20 protein-coding genes are annotated in these 24280 nt (G+C 30.7%); 12 read left to right on the forward strand and 8 right to left on the reverse strand.

Annotated features, from left to right (window positions below; translation table 11 throughout):
* Position 1: 1 nt before the first annotated feature.
* From ACZ5SO_RS02040 to ACZ5SO_RS02050, 3 genes are read right to left on the reverse strand one after another with little or no spacing between them, the layout of a single operon-like run.
* A complete protein-coding gene (locus ACZ5SO_RS02040; RefSeq protein ID WP_464626443.1) occupies positions 2-1792 on the reverse strand; it encodes an FAD-dependent oxidoreductase in 1791 nt (596 codons plus the stop codon).
* Positions 1793-2428: a ferric reductase-like transmembrane domain-containing protein gene (locus tag ACZ5SO_RS02045; protein WP_464626444.1), complete on the reverse strand. Its 636-nt coding sequence runs from the start codon at positions 2426-2428 to the stop codon at positions 1793-1795.
* Positions 2429-2430: 2 nt separating this feature from the next.
* Complete coding sequence (locus tag ACZ5SO_RS02050; protein ID WP_464626445.1) at positions 2431-2646, reverse strand: 4Fe-4S dicluster domain-containing protein; 216 nt, start codon at positions 2644-2646, stop codon at positions 2431-2433.
* 637 nt (positions 2647-3283) lie between these two features.
* Between ACZ5SO_RS02050 and ACZ5SO_RS02055 the strand changes: the two genes are divergently transcribed.
* The 5 genes from ACZ5SO_RS02055 (at position 3284) to ACZ5SO_RS02075 (ending at position 7457) form a co-directional block, all read left to right on the forward strand.
* Positions 3284-4318, forward strand: a complete 1035-nt coding sequence (locus ACZ5SO_RS02055; protein WP_464626446.1) for an iron-siderophore ABC transporter substrate-binding protein — start codon at positions 3284-3286, stop codon at positions 4316-4318.
* Between the two features lie 3 nt (positions 4319-4321).
* Complete coding sequence (locus tag ACZ5SO_RS02060; RefSeq protein ID WP_464626447.1) at positions 4322-5314, forward strand: FecCD family ABC transporter permease; 993 nt, start codon at positions 4322-4324, stop codon at positions 5312-5314.
* A gap of 29 nt (positions 5315-5343) precedes the next feature.
* A complete protein-coding gene (locus ACZ5SO_RS02065) occupies positions 5344-6324 on the forward strand; it encodes a FecCD family ABC transporter permease (RefSeq protein ID WP_464626448.1) in 981 nt (326 codons plus the stop codon).
* Between the two features lie 3 nt (positions 6325-6327).
* A complete protein-coding gene (locus ACZ5SO_RS02070) occupies positions 6328-7125 on the forward strand; it encodes an ABC transporter ATP-binding protein (RefSeq protein WP_464626450.1) in 798 nt (265 codons plus the stop codon).
* 161 nt (positions 7126-7286) lie between these two features.
* On the forward strand, positions 7287-7457 hold the full coding sequence (locus ACZ5SO_RS02075; RefSeq protein WP_464626452.1) for a TetR/AcrR family transcriptional regulator: 171 nt from the start codon (positions 7287-7289) through the stop codon (positions 7455-7457).
* Between the two features lie 80 nt (positions 7458-7537).
* Here ACZ5SO_RS02075 and ACZ5SO_RS02080 read toward each other — a convergent pair whose 3' ends face one another.
* The gene (locus tag ACZ5SO_RS02080; RefSeq protein ID WP_464624504.1) at positions 7538-9412 is read right to left on the reverse strand and encodes an IS1634 family transposase; all 1875 of its coding nucleotides are present in this window, start codon (positions 9410-9412) and stop codon (positions 7538-7540) included.
* A gap of 313 nt (positions 9413-9725) precedes the next feature.
* Between ACZ5SO_RS02080 and ACZ5SO_RS02085 the strand changes: the two genes are divergently transcribed.
* Positions 9726-10367 (forward strand): TetR/AcrR family transcriptional regulator, encoded by a 642-nt coding sequence (locus ACZ5SO_RS02085; RefSeq protein ID WP_464626453.1) that lies wholly within the window; start codon positions 9726-9728, stop codon positions 10365-10367.
* A 96-nt stretch (positions 10368-10463) separates the two neighbouring features.
* On the opposite strand, the gene ACZ5SO_RS02090 is transcribed toward ACZ5SO_RS02085, so the two are convergent.
* The 4 genes from ACZ5SO_RS02090 to ACZ5SO_RS02105 form a co-directional block, all read right to left on the reverse strand.
* Entirely contained in the window at positions 10464-11930 is a 1467-nt protein-coding gene (locus ACZ5SO_RS02090; RefSeq protein WP_464626454.1) for a hypothetical protein, read from the reverse strand.
* A 40-nt stretch (positions 11931-11970) separates the two neighbouring features.
* Complete coding sequence (locus tag ACZ5SO_RS02095) at positions 11971-12759, reverse strand: outer membrane lipoprotein-sorting protein (RefSeq protein WP_464626455.1); 789 nt, start codon at positions 12757-12759, stop codon at positions 11971-11973.
* 24 nt (positions 12760-12783) lie between these two features.
* Complete coding sequence (locus tag ACZ5SO_RS02100) at positions 12784-15564, reverse strand: efflux RND transporter permease subunit (protein WP_464626457.1); 2781 nt, start codon at positions 15562-15564, stop codon at positions 12784-12786.
* A gap of 237 nt (positions 15565-15801) precedes the next feature.
* The gene (locus ACZ5SO_RS02105) at positions 15802-17754 is read right to left on the reverse strand and encodes an FAD-dependent oxidoreductase (protein WP_464626458.1); all 1953 of its coding nucleotides are present in this window, start codon (positions 17752-17754) and stop codon (positions 15802-15804) included.
* Between the two features lie 158 nt (positions 17755-17912).
* On the opposite strand from ACZ5SO_RS02105, the gene ACZ5SO_RS02110 reads away from it, so the two are divergent.
* The 6 genes from ACZ5SO_RS02110 to ACZ5SO_RS02135 all read left to right on the forward strand — a co-directional run bounded on the left by ACZ5SO_RS02110 (position 17913) and on the right by ACZ5SO_RS02135 (position 24279).
* Entirely contained in the window at positions 17913-18458 is a 546-nt protein-coding gene (locus ACZ5SO_RS02110) for a TetR/AcrR family transcriptional regulator C-terminal domain-containing protein (protein ID WP_464626459.1), read from the forward strand.
* 825 nt (positions 18459-19283) lie between these two features.
* The gene (locus ACZ5SO_RS02115) at positions 19284-20276 is read left to right on the forward strand and encodes an SIS domain-containing protein (RefSeq protein ID WP_464626460.1); all 993 of its coding nucleotides are present in this window, start codon (positions 19284-19286) and stop codon (positions 20274-20276) included.
* A gap of 15 nt (positions 20277-20291) precedes the next feature.
* Positions 20292-21149 carry a PfkB family carbohydrate kinase gene (locus tag ACZ5SO_RS02120; RefSeq protein WP_464626461.1) on the forward strand — a complete coding sequence of 286 codons (858 nt, stop codon included), beginning with the start codon at positions 20292-20294 and terminating at the stop codon, positions 21147-21149.
* Between the two features lie 38 nt (positions 21150-21187).
* Positions 21188-22459 carry an ABC transporter substrate-binding protein gene (locus ACZ5SO_RS02125; protein ID WP_464626462.1) on the forward strand — a complete coding sequence of 424 codons (1272 nt, stop codon included), beginning with the start codon at positions 21188-21190 and terminating at the stop codon, positions 22457-22459.
* A 174-nt stretch (positions 22460-22633) separates the two neighbouring features.
* Entirely contained in the window at positions 22634-23431 is a 798-nt protein-coding gene (locus ACZ5SO_RS02130) for a carbohydrate ABC transporter permease (protein ID WP_464626463.1), read from the forward strand.
* 2 nt (positions 23432-23433) lie between these two features.
* Positions 23434-24279: a carbohydrate ABC transporter permease gene (locus ACZ5SO_RS02135; protein ID WP_464626464.1), complete on the forward strand. Its 846-nt coding sequence runs from the start codon at positions 23434-23436 to the stop codon at positions 24277-24279.
* Position 24280: the final 1 nt, after the last annotated feature.

Here is a 24280-nt window from a genome sequence, read left to right on the forward strand (position 1 = left end):
ATTAAGCTTTTGTCCATTCTCCGAAAGGGACTTTTTCAAATTTCATAATCCCATCACTACCTTTGTAAATATTTATCCAAGCTTCCCAATTTTTATAATCGACATTTGGATAATCCAATCTATAATGGCTACATCTACTTTCTGTACGCATAAGAGATGCTTTTAATTTCATCTCCGCTGTAATAATCATGTTTTTTGTTTCATGAGCTAATCTTAGCTCATGAAGGTTAGCTGCTCTTAGCATAGGTGAGTGGTGATCTCTAAGTTCTTCAACATAAGCTAGTGCTGCATTTAATAGCTTTTCGCTTTTAATATATAACACAAAGTTTGGTATCATTACTCCCTGTAAAATTTGAGTTACCCAAGAGGGACTATATCCTGTATCTCTTTTTAAGGGCGCTAAGATTTCACTTTCAATTTCTTTTATTTTAGAATTGGAAATATTTTGTAAGGTAACTGTAGAACTATATTTAGCTGCAGCTTCTCCAACAATGGCTCCTTGTACTGCAGATCCAGCTAAAGAGGACCCAACTTGTGTATATATAGCACCAGCCATGTAAGAACCTAGAGCATCTCCTGCTGCATATAGACCAGGAATTGTAGACTCTCCTTGCAAATTAATTGGTGCTATACCTTCAGATTTATGGATTGACATACCCGCTGATGCACCACCGGAAGAGATTTGAGATACACCTGCTGGGCCACCATCTGCTTTATCTTTTCCTGGACCACCTTGAGGAGGTCCTGAAGGTGCATCTCCACTATCTCCCCCCGGACCACCTTGAGGAGGGCCTGAAGGTTTTCCTTCATCATTTTGGCTTTGCCTATCAAATCCTTCAGGAACATATGGCCCGCCTTCTACAGTTGCTGTATCTCCACCTGGCATCATAGAAATAGGATTGCCTAAAACATATGCTCTATAATTTAAATCAACACCGAGGTCATGATGAACTTCAACTGAATTAGTTGAGGGCGCCATATCAAACATACCATGCCAACCTGTGTAGCAATCTGCTGGATTGATAGCAGAACCAGAGTGTCCATCATTAAATTCTTTACCAGTAACTTTAGCACCGATATTATATGCCATAATAGTACCATCATGAGTCAAATCACAGACAGGAAAACCATTAGGTTTGAAGCCCCCAGCGCCAGTGCAAAGAACAACGGATTTTGCTTTAAAGATATAAACTATAGGATCATCGAAACTAAAACCAGCGGCGCCTGCAATTCTCCCATTTTCTTTAATTAAATGGGTAATCATAATTCTCTCTTTAACAGTAATATTTCTTTCTTTTATTGGTTTACTAAATGATTTATGATAAAGTGGAGAATTGAAAAATCCCCATTTTTTTAACTCTTCAACTCTTTCTTTAGAGTGGAGAGCCATTTGCTTAGTATATTCACTTCTATTAGTATTTATCGCTGATTTAGAAACTTGAGCTACAAAATCATCTATACTCATTGAAGCTGTAGCTTCATCATAAGAAAAAATACCCTTTGCAAAAGGAGTAGCTCCAGAAGAACCTAGTCTTCCTTTAGATACTAGCATAACTTTTGATCCGGCATCATGAGCTTTTACAGCTGCAAATAAACCAGCCATACCACCACCAATTACTAAAACATCAGTTTCCTTTTCGTTATATTTAACATCGTCAAGATCTATTTCTCTCTCATTTTTAGTTCCATGGTATTTAATTCCCATACTAGCTAAAGTAGCTGCAGCAACTACACCTCCAGAAAGTCCTAAAAATTGTCTTCTTGATATACCTTTATTAGATTTCTCGCTCATTTATTTCTCCTTAGAAGTATTGTCAAAAAAGTAAAGTCTAATTAAAAAAACTACTCCAATTGACGCCATGACAATAGTATAATTTGATAAGAAAGCATCCATATGTCTTCCAAGATCAACAGCGTGGAAGGTTGCAATTATGATAAATGCTACTGATAAAAGCCCATGTATTTTTCTCCATGTCTTATATTTTATTTTCATTTTTTTTCTAAGTATGGATGTTATAGCTATTAGTATCATTAAAGCCATTGCAATAAGACCTAGAATAATACCACGAGATCCGAAATTTGTAAGAATCAATACAAATGCATCAATAGGGTCTAAACTAGCTTCTAAGTATCTTGGTAAAACAAGGAAAATAGGGTGGAGTATTATTAATAAGATTGTAATGTATCCAATAATTTTATGTAGTTTTACTACCTTAGAATATTTAACACCTTTTAGGTTAACAATATTTACTCTAGATAAATAGAATTGTCCTAACATCAAATAAAATGCACCAACAGTAACTAAAGATAATATTTCTTTAAGAATTGTTCTTTTTTCAAAATCTCCAAAAATCATATAAAATAAAGGTATGGCTAAATATATGATTGCACCTGAAATTATGTAATTTAGTTTAGTTTTATTTTCCATTCTTAACCCCATGAGACCATAACAGGTATTGATTTGTTACTATCTATTGTAATTGCATCAACTGGACAACTCATTCTGCATAAATGGCACATTTGACAATCTGCTGGGTAGGCTATATAAGCTTTCCCATTTTTAGCACTTAATCTAATTACATCAGTTGGACAAGCTTGAACACATTCTCCACAACCTATGCAACCAACAATACTTTTAATCGACATAAGAAACTCCTAAACTAGTATTAAAAACTTAATTTGCTTTGATTAATTTTATTTTAAAAACTTTCTTTATAGAAAAAGTTTCAAAACATTAGCTTTATTCTAAATTAAAAATAGAGTAAATAAAGGTTGATTCTTTAAATTACACTGAAAGAATATATGAAACTCAAACTTCTACAAAAAAAGTAAATTTTATCATTTTTGTTCAAAATAATGAGTTGAAAAAATTATAAAGTTTTCATCTTTATCTACTATGAGAAGAAAATTAAAATGGAAAGGAATAATAACATACCTTAATAATTGTGATTAAATAAATAGATAAAAGAGAGAAAATATGATAGGGCTGCCTAACTTAATATTCTGATTATAAAAAAATGCTTCTTTTTATAATTTTAAAAAATGTAAGTTGTACAGAATTTAAGTGTGTTTTTGTATTTAAACAATAGTAAATTTTATAATATTTTATTTTTTCTATACTTTAATTCATGGTATTGTGTAATTCTATTTTCCAATTATACATTTATCTTGATTGGTGTTACATTAACTGATAATAAAATCTGTTTTATAAATTTAAAATAACCTATTGATAAACGGTTCTTGTTAGCGTATACTAACACAAAAAAAATTTTGAGGTGTGAGAATGAAGAAAATAATAGCATTGTTTGCTATAATATTTGTAAGTATTAGTCTGTTTTCTCAAGGTTCAGTTGAAGAAAATTTAGTAGATGTAAAAATTGATAATGATTCCTTAACTGAGCTAGATAAAGATAATCAATTTCCAAAAAAAATAAATCATGGATGGGGCTCTACGACTCTAGAATCTCAACCAAAAAGAGTTGTAACTCTTGGGTGGTCAAAGGAAGATGTATTATTAGCTTTAGGAGTTGTTCCTGTCGGTACTGCTCGAGCAAATTGGGGTGCTGTTAATGATAAAGGGCTTCTTCCTTGGACTTATGAAGCTTTTCTTGCATTAGGTGAAGATAATCCAAATGTATTTGATGATGTAGATGGAACTGATTTTGAAGCAGTTGCTGAGTCAAATCCAGATGCAATTATAGCAACTTATTCTGGTATGCCTGAAGATGAATATAAACTTCTTTCACAAATAGCTCCTACAATTCCATATCTTACTACACCATGGAATTCTCGTTGGAGAGATAATGTTAAACAAATTTCTGATATAATGGGTATGCAAGATAAAGGCGAAGAAATTATAAAGGAAAGTGAAGACTATATTAACAAAGCTAAATCTTTATACCCTAACTTAGAGGGTAAGAAAGGTGTTCTTCTATGGATTAATCCAACTGATTTAAGTACTTATTATACTTATGGTCCAAATGATCCACGTGGTTCTTATTTGTTAGATTTAGGATTTGTTTATCCTTCTTCCCTTGAAAAATATTTTGTAGATAATGAAGATTTCTCTGTAACTTTAAGTTCTGATAATATTGAAGAATTGCAAGAACTTGATTTTATTATAATCTACGGTGATGAAAAATCAGTTTCTGCCTTAGAATCTGATCCAATGTTTTCACAAGTTTCAGCAGTAAAGAATCACCATGTTATCCCTCTAGCAAATGGTACCGAGTTAACTGCAGCTATTAATCCAACTGTCTTATCAATTGCAGCAACTGTTGAAGATTTTTTAGCCACTATTGATTCTGTATTTCACTAATATATGAAAAAGAACATTATAATTGGCTTATCTACTTTTGTATTATTGGGCTTGATAAGTATGCTCTCTTTAGTTATTGGAATTAAAATTATTCCTTTTTCACAAGTTATAGAATATTTAAGTGGAAATGAAGTTGATCCAATAATTGGGGGCATACTTACAAAAAGAATACCTAGAACGATATTTGGAATTTTAGCTGGAGCCTCACTTGCAACATCTGGTGCCTTGATGCAAGCTATAACACGTAATCCAATTGCTGATCCTAGTATTTTAGGTGTAAATACTGGAGCCTCTCTTTTTGTAGTTTTAGGTTTAGTTTATTTTAATATAACATCAGCAAGTCAGTATATATGGTTGTCTATTATAGGAGCTGGTCTTACCTCTTTTGCTGTCTATTCATTAGCCTCTTTAGGGAAAAATGGATCTACTCCTATAAAACTTGCACTATCAGGATCAGCTATAAGTATTGCTTTAAGTTCCTTTGTGTCAACTCTTATGTTACCAAATAATAATGTTATGAATTCATTTAGATTCTGGCAAGTTGGGAGTATAGGCGGAGCGACAATTGAAAATATTAGGCTACTTTTACCTTTTTTTTTAATTGGGTTTGTTATAGCAATTAGTATTTCACAAAGTCTTGATAATTTAGCATTAGGAGATGAAATGGCTACTTCAATAGGAACGAATACTTCTATTATTCGTTTGCTAGGAGCTCTTTCAGGTGTAGTTCTTTGTGGTGCAACAACAGCTTTAGCTGGACCAATTGGATTTATAGGGTTAATGGTTCCGCACATTATTAGATCATTGATTGGTAATAATATGAAACTAACTTTAATTTATTCTGTTATTGTTGGAGGTAGCTTACTTTTAACTTCTGATATTATTGGAAGAGTAATAGGGTATCCTTCTGAAACTGAAGTGGGAATAGTAACAGTAATTATAGGCGCTCCAGTATTTATTACAATTATTAGACATACAAAGGTAAAAGCTTTATGAAGTCACAATTTGATTTTTACAAAATACGTTTGCATAAGTATATATTAAAACGCAATCTATTAATATTACTAGTATTTATTTTAGCTATATTATCTCTTTGTATAGGGAATACTATCTATAGTCCATTATATGTTTTGAAAGTTTTATTTAATCAAGAGACTAGTGGATCTTTTATAATAATTAATCTACGTTTTCCACGTATGATTGTTGGGCTTGGAGCGGGTTTTTCTCTTGGTCTTGCAGGTTATATTTTTCAAACATTATTACGAAATCCATTAGCTAGCCCTGATGTTATTGGGGTTAGTGCGGGAACTAGTACTTCGGCTGTTTTTGCCATATTAATCCTTAACTTAGAAGGCGGTATTGTCTCTATAATAGCAATAGTTGTAGGGCTCTTTATAGCTTTTTTAATATATATCCTTTCTAGTTATCGTGGGCATTTTTCTCATATAAAGATGATATTAATAGGTATTGGTGTACAAGCTATGCTAAATGCTTTAACAAATTACTTACTATCAAGAGCCGCAGAATTTGATGTAGCATCAACACTTCAGTGGTTATCCGGTAGCCTAAATGGTATAACACTGGATCAAATACTTTTATATATTATTCCCATTACTATTCTATTTATATGCTTACTTATATTAAATCCAAATCTTGAGTTAATTATTCTTGGTGATGATCTTAGCAGAAGTTTAGGAGTAAAACTTAATAGAGTTTTCCCTATATTGATTATCATTGCAGTCCTTTTGGTGGCTTTAACTACAGCAATAACAGGTCCCATATCATCGGTTGCATTTCTTTCAGGTCCTATTGCTACTAGAATTTTTCAAAATAATAAAAGTAATTTGATACCCTCGGGATTGATAGGAGCTTTAATTGTACTATCTGCTGATTTAGTTGGAAATAATTTATTTAGTGTACGCTATCCAGTCGGTGTTATAACCGGAATTTTAGGAGCACCTTATTTATTATGGTTGTTAGTTAATATTTCTAAAGGAAGGGAATAGAGTATGTATCTCGAAACAAAAAATCTCACTACAGGTTATGAAAAAAAAGTCATTATTAGTAACATGAATATTAAAATTCAAAAAAGAAAGATTAATATCATAATCGGTTCAAATGGTTGTGGGAAATCAACTCTTTTAAAAAATCTTGCACGTTTATATAAGCCAATGAAAGGGGAGATCACACTAGGTAGTAAAAATATTTTTTTATATGAAGGAAAAGAATTTGCTCGATTGCTTGGTCTCCTCCCTCAATCTCCTACAGTTCCAGAAGGAATAAAGGTTTTTGATTTAGTAACAAGGGGGCGTTTTCCATATAGAAAGTTTATGAGTAATCTTAAAGAAGAAGATTATGAAGCAGTAAATAGAGCTCTTTCAATAGTTGGGATAGATGATTTGGCTAATAGTAATATTGATGAGTTAAGTGGAGGACAGAGGCAGAGGGTTTGGATAGCCTTAGCTTTAGCTCAAGATACAGATATCTTATTACTTGATGAGCCTACTACTTATTTAGATATACAATATCAAGTTGAGATTTTAGATTTATTGTTTGAATTAAATAAAAGTCAAGGTACTACTATTGTAATGGTTCTTCATGATATTAATCTTTCATCTAGATATGGTGATTATATTTTTGCGCTGAAAAAAGGTAAGTTGATTGCTGAAGGAACACCAAAAGATATTATTACTAAAGAGCTTATGAAAGAAATTTATAATCTTGATTGTATAATAATTGAAGACCCATTAACTGCCTCTCCGTTAATTATACCTATAGGAAAACATAGTCATAGATATAATGAATGAAATAATTAAAAGATAAGAAATCAAAAAAAACTTTACAAAATTAATTCTAAATAGTTCTTTTGCTATGATTTATGGAAAATAGCTTATATATTTTGCAATTTGTTACTCCTTAGAATATAATAAGGTATACATATTTTATATTACTACCAAAGGAAATTTTTATGGGTATTATTGAGCGAAGAGCTAGAGATCGTCAGAGAAGAATTAAAGAAATTCTAGATGGAGCTAAACTTATCTTCTCTGATAAGGGTTTTCAAAAATCTACAATGAATGACATTGCAGCTATGTCAGATTTAAGTAGAAGGACTTTATATCCTGTCTTTGACAGCTAAATAGGTGAAAAAAAGGATATAATTCCTTGTATGGTAAGAATTATATCCTTATAAACGTTGTGTAATAGTTGTGGACACTTTTACTGTTTCTTCATTTTTCCTATGATATATTTTAAATCACCTTTACTTAAATATTTTCTTTTAAATGAAGTTCCTAACTTACGATCAAACTCTTCTAAAATATCGTCATAGTAATCAAATAGATAAATGTTATCTTCAAACTCACTTCCACAAGCTTTTTGAAGACTTTCAATTATCTGTAATGTTGACCATTTTGATTCAACTGATTGTTCTATTAATCTTGTAATTACCAAAGAAACAAAACATGATAAGAAATGGGCCTCAATTCTTTCTTTTTTGTTGTGAAATACTGGTCTGAAATTTAAGTAGCTTTTTGTTATCTTAAAGGTTTCTTCAATTTCCCATAATCCTCTATACATCTCAATGATATCTAAATCGGTAACGACTTTGTTCAGCTTGAAGTAATTATCCTTCAAGAATTTACTTTTACATTTCATTGGTTTTTCTTCTGGATCTAATCCAATTACATTTGTACATATCACATAGTAACCATCTAGAGATTCTTCTTCTTTTAATTTTTCTTGATTAAAATAGGGTTTTATACAATCTGTTTTTGAAAGCTTCTCTCCATTAGTTGATACAATATCTGTTTTAATATATTTATTACTTCCATAATTATTCATAACAGCAGTACTACCACTATCAATAAATTTTTGTGCTTTACAAAGAGCATCTTCTCTATCCCTCTTAGCTTTATCTGCAAATTTTTGACTGTAATACACAACTTGTCTTTCATTAACTAATACTTTAGTAATTTTCCCAGTTTCTTTATTTTTTACATTTATCTTTGCTGGATAAAATCTTGATTTCATTTTTACTCTAGGAACATTATCTTCTCCAACAATACAACGCCCTTTTTTTATTTTCTCATATCTCTGTTCTTTCTCTGGAACTTCTAGATAAATATAATCATCCTGTTTTTTTACCCAAGCCTTCATCTCTGCATCAGCTCCTCTTACAGAGTGACTTATTACATACCCATTATGATTTATAAGAATATTCCCTCTATTATCTCCTGTCATCATTCCTTTATCTGCTACAACAACTATATCTTTTATCTGCAAATCATCTTTTACTGTTTGCATATTTGGTTGGAGAGTTAAGCAATCATTTGTATTTCCATCAAAAAGACGATAACTAACAGGTATTCCCATATCATCCATAAAAAGACCCATCTGAACAATAGGATTAGGTCTATGTTCTTTTGATACACCACGTTGCTTCATTTCTTTTGCATTATCTATTTCAAAGTAATAATTAGTCACATCATAATACATTAATGTAGTATCTCTATTAAACTGTTTCGTCATTTGATTGTTAAGATGCTTAATTAAGCTATATCTCCATTTAAAAAGATAATCCATTGTGCGGTAGATATGTTGTATATCGAAATTCATTGGCTCAAAGAAGGTTTCCTTATTATTAAAGGTCCCTAATTTAGAATCTGGATTAATAATTCTTGAATAAATTAATAACTGAAAAACTTTATCCATATTAAAGGCAATATCAGTTGATCTTTTTTTACTGTTAATAAATTTGTTTAGCTTTAGCTTATGATAAAAATGAGAGATTACAATATATCCTAAGTTTTTTCTATTACTAAAGTCTGATTTCTCTATTTGTTGTTTATCTAAAAAATCATGAATTCTTACTTTAACTTCAACTTCTTCATTTAGATAATTTTTTTCAGCAGTTCTTTGTTTAGCTACTTCTTTGAAATGAGCAACAGGGTCATCATATTGATCTAGATAGTCTTCAACAAAACCAAGATCTTCAATTATTCTCTTTTTTTGAATTCCATTAACTCTATAAGACTCTCTTATATACATTCTATGTTTATTGGATCTTTTCTGTGGAATGACTGATAAATACATTTTTAAACCTCGACTTGATAAATAAAATTATAGCACAAACTATAAATATATACAAGTGTGCCCTGTGTGTACAAATAAAATACAACGAAAAAGATAATAAAAAAATTTATCTCTTTATGAGATAAGTATTTATTGGAGTAGGTTTCTTGAATCAGCTGTCAAACTAGGGAAATCAAAAAAAACTTTACAAAATTAATTCTAAATAGTTCTTTTGCTATGATTTATGGAAAATAGCTTATATATTTTGCAATTTGTTACTCCTTAGAATATAATAAGGTATACATATTTTATATTACTACCAAAGGAAATTTTTATGGGTATTATTGAGCGAAGAGCTAGAGATCGTCAGAGAAGAATTAAAGAAATTCTAGATGGAGCTAAACTTATCTTCTCTGATAAGGGTTTTCAAAAATCTACAATGAATGACATTGCAGCTATGTCAGATTTAAGTAGAAGGACTTTATATTTATATTTTAAAAATAAAGAAGAAATATTATTAGCAATAGCAGAAAATTCTCTCGAAAAAGAACTTAAGAATATGGATAAAATATTTGATAGTGAAAAAACAGGCCTTGAGTGTATTTTATATTTTATAGATAGTTATAAGAAAGAATTTATGTTTGAAAATAGTAATTATCAACTGCTTCCCAATTTTACCTTATGTATTCATGAATTAGGAGAGGATAACGAAGTTGTTGAAAGAGTGAAACAAACTGTTAATACTATTAGAAATCTTATTGCAAAACTTCTTGAGAGAGGAACTAGGGATGGTAGTATTAGAAAAATCGATAATTACAATAAAGCTGCAGCTGTTTTAATAAGTTTAGTTCATAGTTTTATATTAAGTGTCGATGTAGATAATGCCCTATTAACAAAAGCCTTACATTTAGATCCAGAAGAATTTTTTTATGAAACTAAAAATGCAATAAAAAACTATCTCTCACCAATTAATTAGTTATGGATAAAAATTTATTCAGATATTGAATTTTTTAATTAAAAAAGTACCCAGAAGTGAAGGCCTTCTGGGTATTAATATTTTAAGCATTATAGATTAGAAACTATAATCACAAGATAGTTCTATATAACCATTTTCATTGAAAGTTGCAAATTCACTTTCATCTGAACCAGTATAATAGCTACCTTCTATGTTTAAATTAAGGCCTTGACATAAAGTAATATCTACAGATGGTTTAATTATGTATTCAATTACATCTAAGTCTTCAATATCAACTATAAAAGCAAGGCTAGTATTGATTTTTTCATGATCAAAAGTATCGGATATTTGAGTTACAATCATGTTAGTACAAGATTCAGCTGCACTATAATCTACATCTAATGGAGAAGTATTTTCATCATAATTAATAATGTATGAGCCGATATCTTGAACATTTAAGCTCATATTATTAATTGGTAAATCAACTGAGAAGCCGCCTACCCATTGGATACTATTGTTGTGAACATCAGGATCATCACCTTCAAAGTCATCAGTATAATAATAAGCTAATTCTCCTCTGAGATTAAATTTTCCAATAACTGCTTCACCATCTATTCCAACTACTTGTAACTTATCATAGGAAACATATTCTGAAATATCGTCAGCAGTTAATGAACTAGAAAGTCCAGCATTTGCAGCAGCAACAAGAGCACTCATAGCAGAAGTAGCTGCGACTGATGGAGTTTTATAGTGGCCATAATAATATTCAAGACCAAAGTCTAGATTATTAATAGTACCAGTAGTTCTAAGTCCGAATTGGCCATATTTTAATTGGTCAGTATCAGGAAGACAGTCTTCTAAATCAACTGAAACTCCATATGTTTCAAGTAAAGTATTTGCAGCAATAATTGAACTTTGTGTCCAAATATTATCACTAGAATATGTTAATCTATCAACAGTCATAAAAGGAGTATAAACAGCTTGAATATTGATATTATAATCGCCACCTCTATACCAAGAAATATCAGCTTCAGGTTCGGCTATTCTTCGATCAATATAATCTTCATTAATAAAATCATTATAATCATTAGCATTTATTAAATCTAAGACATGCAATTTATCACCACGGCCCCATACTATTTTAGATTTACCAATTTGATAAATTAGATCTCCATCATAGTATCTAAAAGTCATTTCATCTATTATATCGCTTGGATTAGAAAAAGTGTCTTCGCTTAAAATAAGAGTTGAATTAAAATCACTCTTATCTGTAGATTGGCTTAAATCTAGGGAAAGTTCAGTGTTTAAAGTTGAATAAAGATTTGCATCTTCCCATTCATCACTATTTGACCAGTCAGCGGATTGTAAATATGTTCTTAAAGATGTTGTTGCTGTACCATTGATTTGTAGAGAAGATGAATCTGAACTTGATGAAGAATCTACGCTACCAAATATATCGTCAAATCCTTGAAAAGAACTATCTCCTTCATCATTATAATCACTAAAATCAAAATCATCTGAGAATACAGGATTTAATATCAACATTGATGCAATTGTAATAATACTAAATTTTTTTATATTCATTTTTTATTCCTTTGCTCTGTATATGAGCTAATTATTTAATTTAAATTTTTCCGGTTTTTAAGAAATTAGGAGTAAATATCTTGTCACTTAATGGATTATCAACTTCAATTTTTAAAATGGTTAAGACAGTTGAGTGACCACTTTGAACATTTTTCATTGTATTAGCCATTGGAATCCAATAGTTATTTATTTGTTCAAGTTTATTTACATCTAGAACTTTGTATAGATTTTCCGATTTATCAAACATTTCAACACGGACTGGAACATAACTGTTTTTATCTATGTATGAAACTCTATAGGAATATTGGCTGTCCGAACTATCTTTAGCTGTTGATTTAACAACATAACAATCGTATCCATTTACAGTTTCATCACCAACATATTCATGGTTATCACGATCGACTTCTCTAGTTTCAAGGTCATCATAAGTGGCATCGCTACCCATAAAAGACTTAGAACCTTCTGAAGAAGCAATACGACGAACAGTTCTTAATGCTGGAAGATAAATCCATTTACTATCACTTGATCCTTCATTTTGAACTTGTAGGAAACGAGTGTTTTTTACAGTTGATGGAGATCTAAAAATAATTACAGAAGAAACTAAATCATTTTCATCTTTTCCCCATTCTTCCATTAATCTAGATTGTGTTTCTCCACTAGCATCTATTAAGTCCATTTTAACTGCTGAGTGAGAATACTTTGGTGCAGGATTATCGAAGACTTTCTGCATAATTTCTGTGCCATCTGTAGCAAATAGAGTGGTGCAGCCAATTAAACTAACAAATACAATTGAAAATATCTGTTTCAATCTCTTTTTTTGATTGTTCATAATTTTCTCCTATTAATATTTTTATTATTTATTTCTTAAAGGCTTTTTCATAAATTTTGGATCAAAAGTATTTAATAAAGCTGGTAAGATAGTCATTGATGTAAAGCTACTTGTTAGCATTACTATTGCAACTAAAATACCTATATAACGAAGGACAACGAATTGAGATAAAGCTAGGACTAGGAATCCAAGACCTACAGAGACAGCGTTAACAATGATTGCTTTTCCAGAAAGAGATAAGGTATTTAATGTAACTTGTTGAAGATCATTAGATAGAAGTCTTTGCCTATGATAGTCATCCATAAAATGAATTGTATAATCTACTCCAATTCCGATTGCTATAGATCCAATTAAGCTTGTTACCATATCAAGGTTGATATGAGTGAGACCCATTATTCCAAAGTTAATTAGTATTGAGAGAATTAAAGGGATAGTTCCAATAATTCCAGCAATTGGAGATTTGAAATAGATGAATAGAATTATGAAAACTATTAGAATTGCTAACAATAGGCTAGTGATTTGGCTGCTTGTTATCATGTCTGTTAGAGAATATTCAAGTTCAGCAATTCCATATGCATCTATTGTATAACCCTCTGGGAAATGTGCTTTAGCAAAAGCTTTTCCGTCATTTATGATATCAGAAACAGCTTTAGTTTCGTGAGTAGTTAATTCTATTTGCATTCTAGCCTGAGTTGGCTCTAAAGAGTCATTACTATAATCATCAAGGGAGCCAGAATAGAGTAGTAAATATTGACTTATTAAGTTCTTTAAACCTTGTTTATCTGCAACTGGATATTTAGATACATCGTAAGGAATCTCATAATAATTTGCACCGTTATAATCCAATTGTTTTAATAGTTGATTATAGAATTCATCAACACTTATATCTGAGCCACCTGCAGCAATATAAGTTTTATTCATTAATTCAAGCCATTGTTGGACTGTAACTGTTTCATTTAATAATTCATGAGATGTAGTAGTAGTTATTTCATTAGCAGAAAGAGTACTCTCTTCATCATTTATTGAAGTATCTTCATCAAAGAAAGAACTAAAGTCATCACCAGCTGAAGAGGTATCATCACTAGAGATAGATCCATCATCACTAAAGAAGCTATCTGTATCAGACATTTCTTCATCACTGAAGAAACTATCGACATCTTCACTAGAAGTGGTAAAAGTTGAATCCTCTTCACTTACTTCACTTTCAAAGTGCATTACTTGATTCATTCTTTTTATAAATTCAGTATAGGAAATGACCTTACCAATTTCATCTGGATATTTTTGAGTTAAGTAATTTTGTAGATCATCCATTTGTTTAAGAATTTCAGGATTTGTTAGATTATCACCTTCTGAGCTTGAAATTATAAAATTAAAAGAGTTAGAACCAGCGAAATTTTCATCAATCATTGTAGCATCAGTTCTAATAGAAGAATCTTTAGGGAAATAATTAATAATAGCAGATTCAATATTAAGTTTAGAAATTCCCCAAACACTTAATGCCACAACAATTACAAAGAAGAGATAAAGTCTTCCTCTTTGTTCTGAGAGATATGTTGCAATATTAGTTGAAACCCCTTTATTCAATGAATTTCTTCTAGCACTTAGTCTTGCAACAACATTAGGATTGTTTGATTGTTGAGATTTTTGAATTTTAATTCTTCTCTCGATTCTTCTATTTTCACCTTTTAGTGATTTAACAATAAGTAAGGAGGGGATGAAGATTAGAGATAAAACTAAGGCAATTGTAACACCAATTGCACTATATAGAGCAAAGGTTTTTAAAGGAATAACAGGACTTGTGATTGTTGAAATAAAACCAGCAATAGTTGTAATTCCAGCAAGAATTACTGGGCCTTTTATGGCTTTCATTGCTTCGTTTACTATAGCTAATTGTTTTTCACGAGTTACTTTTTCTTTTTCTTTTGCTATCATTTCATAATAATGATTTAAAACGTGAATCCCATATGCTGAACCTACTGCAATTAGTACAACTGGTAAGCATGAGGATACAACAGTAAAATGAGCACCTGAAATAGCCATCAAGCCAACATCCCAAACAGTACTTATTAATACAGTTATAACTGGAAGAATCATGCCTTCAAATTTTTTGAAACTAAAGAATAAGCATAGCATTAAAACAATAGTGACTAAAGGAATCAATGCAATTAAGTCAGTATTCATATATTCTCTAGCTTTTTGTGATAAAACAGGATCACCTGCCATAGTGATTTCAAGATCGATAGAATTATGTTTGTTTACAATTGTTGAAATTTGATCATAAAGGGTATCCATTTCATCTGGAGTAATGTCTTTATCTATAGTAATAATGATTTGAGAGCCTCTCATATCTTTTGAAACAATAACTCCATCATACATTTCTTGCCAATCTACTAATTTTTCTTTTATCTCTTCAATTTCTTCTGATGTATTATTAAAATCTTTGGAAACTAGAGTGGTTGCAACCATGCTACCATCTTCACTTGTTAGATAATCTATATTAGTTAAAGATTGAACTTTATCAACATGATCAAGTTGTTCAAAAGCTTCTGTAAGTTCATCGATTTTATTTATATTTTCAGCTGAAAGTATTGAATCGTTGTTCGTGGTTAATGCAATATCCATTAATATTTCACTACCATAAATATCTTCACTTTCTAGGAGAAGAGCATAATCAGGAAGATCATGAGGTAGGTAGTTTTTTATATCATTATCAATAACAAGCTTTGGAATTTGCAATCCAAAGAATGCGGTGATAATTAAAACTATAGTAATTATCGCCCATGATTTCTTTTTCGAATATACCATTGTATAGGTACCTCCATTAATTATTAATCAGTTTTCTAAAGAGAATATAATATTCACATAGTGTGAAGTTCAAGCACATTATGTAAAAAGATTGCAAATATTGGACATTTGTTATTAAATGGGGTAATTTTATTTAAAAAATAGAGTAAATTAGACAACAAAAGTTTGAAAAAATGGATAAAAAAAGGACTTCTATTTTTTAATAGAAGTCCAAATTTAGTATAATTTTATAAAATATTAGATGCTTAAAGCAGCTTGGAAGGCTTCATGAATTGCAAAAGATACTTTACGAGCTGCAACTACATCTCCAACTGGAAGAACCCAAACACCTTTGTTTTTTAGGGCTTGAACAAAGTCTTGAGAATAACTTGGTTTTCTACCAATTGCTGAAACTACACAGTCAGCTTTAGTAACTTTTTTTCTACCCATAGAATCTATTGTTAATACTCCATCTTTATAAATTTCAATAATTGGTGCATGAGAATGGATCGTAATACCATATTCATCAAATAAACCTGTTGGTCTAAATAAGGCTATACCACCAAGGCTCATTGCAGGTGCTAATGATTCAAAAACAGTTACTTTTTTACCTTGTTTTGCTAGATGATATGCAGTTTCTGCTCCAACTAAACCACAACCAATTACTATAACAGAATCTTTTGGGTCTACATTATTATTTAAAATATCATCTGAGTAAACACAATTTTCAGCTCCTGAAATTGGGTTTGGTATTTCTTTAGAGCCAGCTGCAAAAATAACAGCATCAGCTTTAAAGTCTAAAATGAATTTTTCATCAGCCATTGTATCAAATTTAACTTTAATATTTAGTCTTTCAATTTCTTCAATGTAATATTTTACAAGATTTGCATAACGGTATTTGAAATGAGGAGCTGATGCAACATTTAGCGTACCACCTAATTTATTAGTTTTTTCTACGATGGTTACATCATGGCCTCTTAGGGTTGCAGTTTTTGCAGCTTCTAACCCAGCTATACCACCACCAATAATTAAAACTTTTTTACTAGTTCGAGCTACTGGGATGTCATCTTCATTTAGATATTTCCATTCTTTTCCACTTAATGGATTAACTGAACATCTCATTTCTTGTTCATATACAATTCTTTCTCCGCATTCAACACATTTCACACAAGGTCTAATTTGATTTCTTAAACCGCATTCCAATTTGCGAATCCAATTAGGTTCAGCGATTAATTGGCGACCGATGAAAAGCATGTCTGTTTTACCTGATTCTAGTAGTTCAAGAGCATGCTCTGGAGTTTCAACACCACCACCTGTAATTATTGGAACTGAAACAACATCTTTAATTTGTTTTGCGTATTCAATAAAACAACCTTCAGTATCATTTAAAATATATGCAGAAGGTACATATCTGTGAATAACATCATCACTACCACCTGTTACATCAAAAGCATCAACACCAGCTTTTTCTAATTGTCTTGCAGTTTCTTTAGCATCTTCAATAGTAATACCAGGTTTAGTAAGCTTATCTCCTAAAGTTTCGTCAGCACAAAGTCTAAAGATAACAGGGTAGGCTGCTCCACATACTTTTTTAATTTCTTTAACAATTTCAATAGGGAAAAGATTTCTATCTACACCATAGTTATCAATTCTATGATTAGTTAAAGGTGATAAAAATTGCATTATTAAATAGCCATGAGTTCCATGAACTTGAACAGCATCAAATCCTGCCATTTTAGCTCTTCTAGCAGCTTGTCCAAAGTCTTTTACAAATTGCATAACTTCTTTAGTAGTAAGGGCGCGGGGTACAGCTTCTGTTGAAATAGGTTTACCATCAATTCTACCAATTTCGCTAGGTCCAACTGATTGTTCAACCCAAGCTTGGATTCCTGAATGGATTAATTGAAGAACAGCTTTTGATCCATTATCTTTAATTGCAGTAGCAATTCTAGATAAACCTGGAATAAATTTATCATCACTTACATTCACAGAACAAGGAATTTGAAGTCCTGTTTTATTAATATAAGCACCTTCAATTGTTATCATACCTGTGCCACCTCTAGCTCTAGCAGCATAGTATTCCATAAGTTGATCAGTTACTTCACCATCACTTCCAGCATAAAGGGTAGTCATTGGTGCCATGTTAATTCTGTTTGGTACCATCATTTCACCAATTTTGATTGGTTCAAGAATTTTACTAAATTTTTGCATTCCATTCTCCTAATATTTTTATTCCTTCTAAACAAATTACTTGTTTAGGTATTATCGATATGTTATTATTAATATAAAAATATCGATTTAGATAGTTACAATATCCTTATCATGTAAAATGGTGTTACAAATGGATATAAATGTAACAAAAGAGGGATATGATTAAACGCAGAAGTACAGAACAATTATTAGCTGATTCAATTGTTGATTTAATGGATAGTAAAGATCTTGAGAAAATAACAGTTCAACAAATAGTAGATAATTGCAATGTTACTCGTCAGACTTTTTATAGGTATTTTTATGATAAGTACCAATTAGTTAATTGGATTTTCCAATCTGAAGTTGAAGAAATAATCCATCAAAGTTTAGTAGATGACCCTTGGGAAGAGGTGTTAGCAAGAATGCTAAAAAAAATGAAAGATAAAAAATCTTTTTATCATAATATTATTCACAGCGATAGCCAAACTTATCTGCAAAATTTAATTATTGATTATACTCATAGAGCATATGAAAAAGAAATTGAAAGAAGAGGTAATATTGAAGAAGTAGATAAAAATATGGAGTTTTCCCTTCAGTTTAATAGTTATGGGGCTGTTGGATCTATTTTTAATTGGATAGCGAATGGTATGGAAGAATCTCCATCAAGTCTTGCTAAAAGAATTCTTAGCAATATGCCAAATCGAATGAAACAATTTTTTGAATAGAAGATTTTGTTTGTACTCTTTTGTTTAATTGTATTATATATAATTTATAAATCAGTAGATTTAAAAAATTACAATCTATTTTTCTTTAAGGGAATTGAAGTATTTATTACAACTTGTATTTAAGATTTCACCCTATAATTAACTTTAATTCAGTTAGTTATTTAGTCTTTATTTTTATTTAACATTTGAATTGTATTTTGTTTTAGTTTGTAAAATAGATGGTCACGTCAACAATAGTTCGCAATTTTCTTCTTTAATAAAACCATCAGTAATCATAATATCTTGTAACTATGCTACGGGATTAGTCCGTCGTTGCTTAGAATAATGAAGATTTTTTAATATAACATTTTCAGGGTTTGATTATCACACTTCTACTTCCATCAAGTATGAGACTAGTAGTCTCATATAAGAGTCCATTGATGGAAATACTTGGGCAACTCGACTCCTTCTTCTTATCTTGTGCATTAGTTCTTTCGCATCCATTATTAGAGGCAATTTTTCTTGAATCTATTAGATTTAATCATAAAAAGTTAATGAATCTTCATTCTCTCCATTAAATAAGTATTCAATCGCTTTTGGAACTTATTTTCAAATTCTGTTGCTATTAAATTTTGAATTTTATTATTAGGTTGATGTTCTAATTACTAGAAGGGTAGTTCGAGGTTTAATCAACTTATATAAATTTATAAAAATTAAATTTGACAACGTAAATGTATTATGATATTCTTAAGTTGTTCTATAAGGTATTACTACAAAGTATAACAAGGTAATACTAATATAATTTAGCCAATAATTGGCTTTGTTTATCTTGGAGGAAAAAAGATAATGACAAATCACGATGTTTTTGATGTGGTAACTCCAGCAAGTGAGATTGCTGAGAAACTTAAGAAAGATGGAGGATTGAAAAATATATTCTTTATCGGATGTGGCGGATCTTTTGGAGCTTTTGTTCCTGTTCAGAAATTTGTTGAAAAAGAAGCAACTAATGTTAATTCGCAACTAATAAGTTCAAATGAATTTTGTTATAACACTCCAGTTTCTTGTGGGAAAAATTCAATTGTTATTTGTACCTCTCATAAAGGAGTTACTCCTGAAACTATAAGGGCTGCAGAAATTGGTAAAAAATGTGGTGCTATAGTAGTTGTATTTACATATATTGTAGATAGTGCTCTTGCAAAAGTTGGTGATTATGTTTTGTCCTATGAGTTTGGAGAAAATAAAGATATCGCTAATGAGAAAGTGATGCAACAGTTAAAGCTAGTTGTTGAATTACTAAAACTGACTGAAAAATATAATCATTATGATGAATTTTATAAAGGTGTATCTCAGATAAATACAATTGTACAAAAAGCTATGAAGCAAGTTTTACCTAGAGCGAAAAAATTTGGGGAAGAACATAAAAATGATTCTGTAATGTATACAATTGGTAGTGGTGCTTCTTGGGGTTCAGCCTATATGGAAAATATTTGTATTTTACAAGAGATGCAATGGATTGATTCAAGTTCTATCCATTCAGGTGAATTTTTCCATGGTCCTTTTGAAGTAATCGATAAAAATTCAAACATTCTTCTTCAAGTTGCCGAAGGTTCAACTAGGTTCCTTGATGAACGTGTTTTAAAGTTCCTTAAAAATTATTCATCTCGTTTTGAAGTTCTAGATGCTAAAGAATTGGGCTTGTCTATTGTAGATAGTAGTGTTATAGATTACTTTAACCATTCTTTGTTCAATAATGTTTTCTCCGTTTATAACCATATTTTAGCTGATTTGAGAGAGCATCCTTTATCTACAAGAAGGTATATGTTTAAAGTTGAGTATTAGGAGTAGAAAATAATTATGTTGAAAGTCATAGGAGTTGGAGATAATGTTGTCGATAAATATATTTATAGAGGGATTATGTATCCAGGTGGAAATGCGCTAAATTTCTCTGTTTATTCTAAGATGCTTGGATTTGATTCTGCTTACTTAGGTATTTTTGGAACTGATTTTGCAGGTAAATATGTTTATAAAGTCTTAGATGATATGGGCCTAGAGTTATCTCATTGTAGAAGTGTAGAAGGTGAAAATGGTTATGCTTGTGTGAATCTTATAGATGGCGATAGAAAGTTTGTTCATTCAAATCATGGAGGTGTTTCTAATCTTTCCCCTCTTAAATTTACCGAATCAGACTTAGATTACCTCAGTGGATTTGATTTAATTCATTCAAGTATAAATTCTTATGGCTTTCAAATTTTTCTTAAAGCAATTCATGAAAGAAATATGACAGTATCGTTTGATTTTTCAAGTAGGTTTAATGATGAGAACTTAAAGGAACTTGGACAATATGTCAATTATGCAATTTGTTCTTGTGGCCATCTTTCGATAAAAGAAACCCAGCAGCTAATGAAAAAAGCTCTTGCTTATGGGTTTGATGGCGTTTTGGCAACAAAGGGAATAGATGGATCTTATTTTGCAGATAATCAAGGAGTTTATTATTCAAAATCAGATACTCAATTAGCAAAAGATACGTTAGGTGCTGGGGATTCTTTTTGTACTTGTTTTCTAACAAGTTATCTTGCTTCATTAAAAGAAAAAAAAGCAGACAAAGTAGAACAGAGTATCAAAATAAAGGAAGCTTTAGAAAAGGCAACTCATTTTGCAACAAAAACTTGTATGGTTGATGGTGCATTTGATCATGGAATTCAGATTCAATAATTAATTGAATTATTTTTATAATAAAAAGAGGAGATATTATGGAAAAAACAAAAAAATTGGTTGCAGCTATTTTTTTAATGATTTTTGTAACAGGCATGTTATTCGCAGGAGGATCTTCAGAAGAATCTGATGTAACAGTTTTGAGAGTTTTGACTAAATGGCCAGAAGAATTAATTTCCCCATATTGGGAAGAACAAAAAGAAATTTTTGAAGAAAGTCATCCTGGAGTTGAAATTGAATATGAACATGTTGCTGATGAACCTATAAAAGAGAAACTTAGAGTAATGTTAGGTGGAGGAGATGTTCCAGATGTCTTTTTTTCCTGGTCTGGAGAGTTTTTAGGTAAATTTGTAAACTCAGGTGCCGTTTTAGATCTTTCTAAATATTATGAAGAAGATGATGCTTGGAAATCAAGTTTTATTCCTTCAACTATTTTAGATGGTGTTTATGATGGGAAATATTATGGTGTTCCAATTAGATTTAGTGCTAAATTTTTCTGCTATAACACTGAGTTATTTGAAAAAGCAGGAATTACAGAGGAACCTACTACCTGGACTGAATTTATATCTGATTTAGATAAATTAGAAGCAAGTGATATTACACCAATATTAATGGGTAATAGTTCACCTTGGGTAGCTTGCCACTATTTAACTACATTAAATGAAAAATATGTTCCTATGGATGTTTTACAAAAAGACTATTCATTAGAAGAAGGAGCCTTTACAGATCCTGGTTACGTTCAAGCTCTTCAAACTCTTTATGATTTAACTAAATATATGAATGATGCTCCAAATTCTACTCAGAATACAGCAGCTAGAGAAATGTTCTATGCTGGACAAGGTGCAATTCACTATGATGAAATAGTTAGTTTTGAGAAAAGATTAAATGCAAATATGACCTCGGAATGGGATTTCTTCCCCTGCCCACCTATTGAGAGTGCATCTGGAGATCAAGATTATATTACAGGTGCAGCAGATTTATTCCTTGTTTCATCTAAATCAGAAAATCCTGATCTTAGCGTAGAGTTCTTAAAACAAATTACTTCAAATGAGAATGCACAAAAGTGGTCTGATATTACAGGTTATCCTTCTGGAGTTAAGAGTGTGAAATATAGTGGTAAAGTTCAAGCTGGCGTAGAAGCAGTAAATAATGCAGCTGGTTTTGCTACATGGCTTGATACAGCTACTCCAGCTTCTGTAGCTGATGTTTATTTAGCAAATCTTCAATTACTTATTGATGGAAGTAAGACACCATCTCAAATTATGCAAGAAGTTCAAAAGGAAGCCGCAAGAGCTAAATCAGAACTTTAAATATTACTGTAAATATCCAGTACTCGGTAAGTTATTATCGATACTGGATTTATTCTTATTATATAGGGGAGATCTAATTTAATGTATAATACTAAAAACAATAGATGGGCTATATTATTTTACTTATTGCCTGCTTTATTTCTGATAATTCTCTTCATTTATACACCCATAGTCATGAATTTTATTTTCAGTCTTTCTAGATGGAATGCTTTTTCGACTAGTAAGGTTTGGGTAGGTTTAGGTAATTTTACTCAATTAATGAAAGATGATATTTTTTGGCATTCTTTATTAAATAATTTTTATTACGTAGTTATAAGTATTGTTTTTCAAGGCGGGTTATCTTTAGTTATTGCTGCGATCCTAGAGCAAAAATGGATGCGTAAAATTTCAGGGATATTTAGAACCGTTTATTTTCTTCCATCAGTACTATCTTTAACTATGGTTGCCCTTCTTTGGCAGATGTTATTTAATCCAACAATTGGTCTTATAAATGTTTTTACAAATCTATTAGGACTTCCAACTTCAGATATATTAGGATCATCTTCAACAGCAATTTTTGGTGTTATAGGCGTTTCTCAATGGCAATGGGTTGGATATACTACTTTTCTTTATGTGATAGGAATCCAAGGTATTCCTTATGAACGCTATGAAGCTGCAATGATTGATGGTGCAGGAGAATTTACTCGGTTTAGAATGATTACTATTCCAGGTTGTCGTGAGACCATTTTATTAGTAATGACTACAACTATTATTGGAGCTTTTAAAGTCTTTGATGAAGTTTATATAATGACTGGTGGTGGCCCAGGTAGGTCTTCAGAAGTATTAGGAACTTTATTATATAGATCGGCTTTTAGAAATGATAGAATGGGATATGCTTCGGCAATTGCTGTGATTCTATTTATTATAACTTTCTGTTTATCAATTTTCCAGATAAGAATGTACAATATTAAAAGTGCAAAGGATAATAGGTGATTATGATTAAATTAAGAAAAATATCAAGTACAGATCTTTTTAAAAGAATTCTCATAATAATTCTTTTCTTTGCTTTTACTATTTCAATTATTTATCCATTGTTATGGATGGTTATGAGTAGTTTTAAAACTAATAGTGAACTTTTTTTATCACCTTTTAAATTTCCGACAACTTATGTTTTTAGTAATTATTCAGTTGCTTGGAGAGCTGGTGTTGGTAGATATATTTTTAATAGTGTTTTAGTTACTTTTGTATCTGGCGTTGGAAGTGTTTTTATCGGATTATTAGCAGCTTTTCCTTTAAGTAGATTTAAATTTAAAGGTAGATACGTTCTTTTTATGATGATCCTCAGTGGATTAATGTTAGCTCCACAAGTTAGTTTAATTTCTAATTATAAATTACTTCAATCTTTAAAGCTTTATAACACATATTTTGCTTTAATTTTACCATACATTGCTTTTAGAATACCTTTTAATGTATTTTTATTATGGTCTGCTTTAATTGCAATTCCTAAAGATATTGAAGAGTCAGCATGGATTGATGGTTGTAATAGCTTTACAGTTCTTACAAAGATATTAATTCCTCTTGTAAAACCCACATTGTTAACAGGACTTCTTTTATCTGCTAAATATGCCTGGAATGATTTTGTATTTGCTTTAGTATTTATACAATCATCAAAGCTGAGGACTATTCCTTATGGACTTAGTACAATGCAAGGAAATGAATATACCAATTGGACAGTATTATTAGCTGGTTTATCAATTTCTATTATTCCAATAATTATTTTATTTTTGTTTATTCAAAAAAATATGGTTAGAGGTATGACAATTGGAAGTGTAAAAGGTTGAT

This window comes from Pleomorphochaeta naphthae (assembly GCF_055396005.1).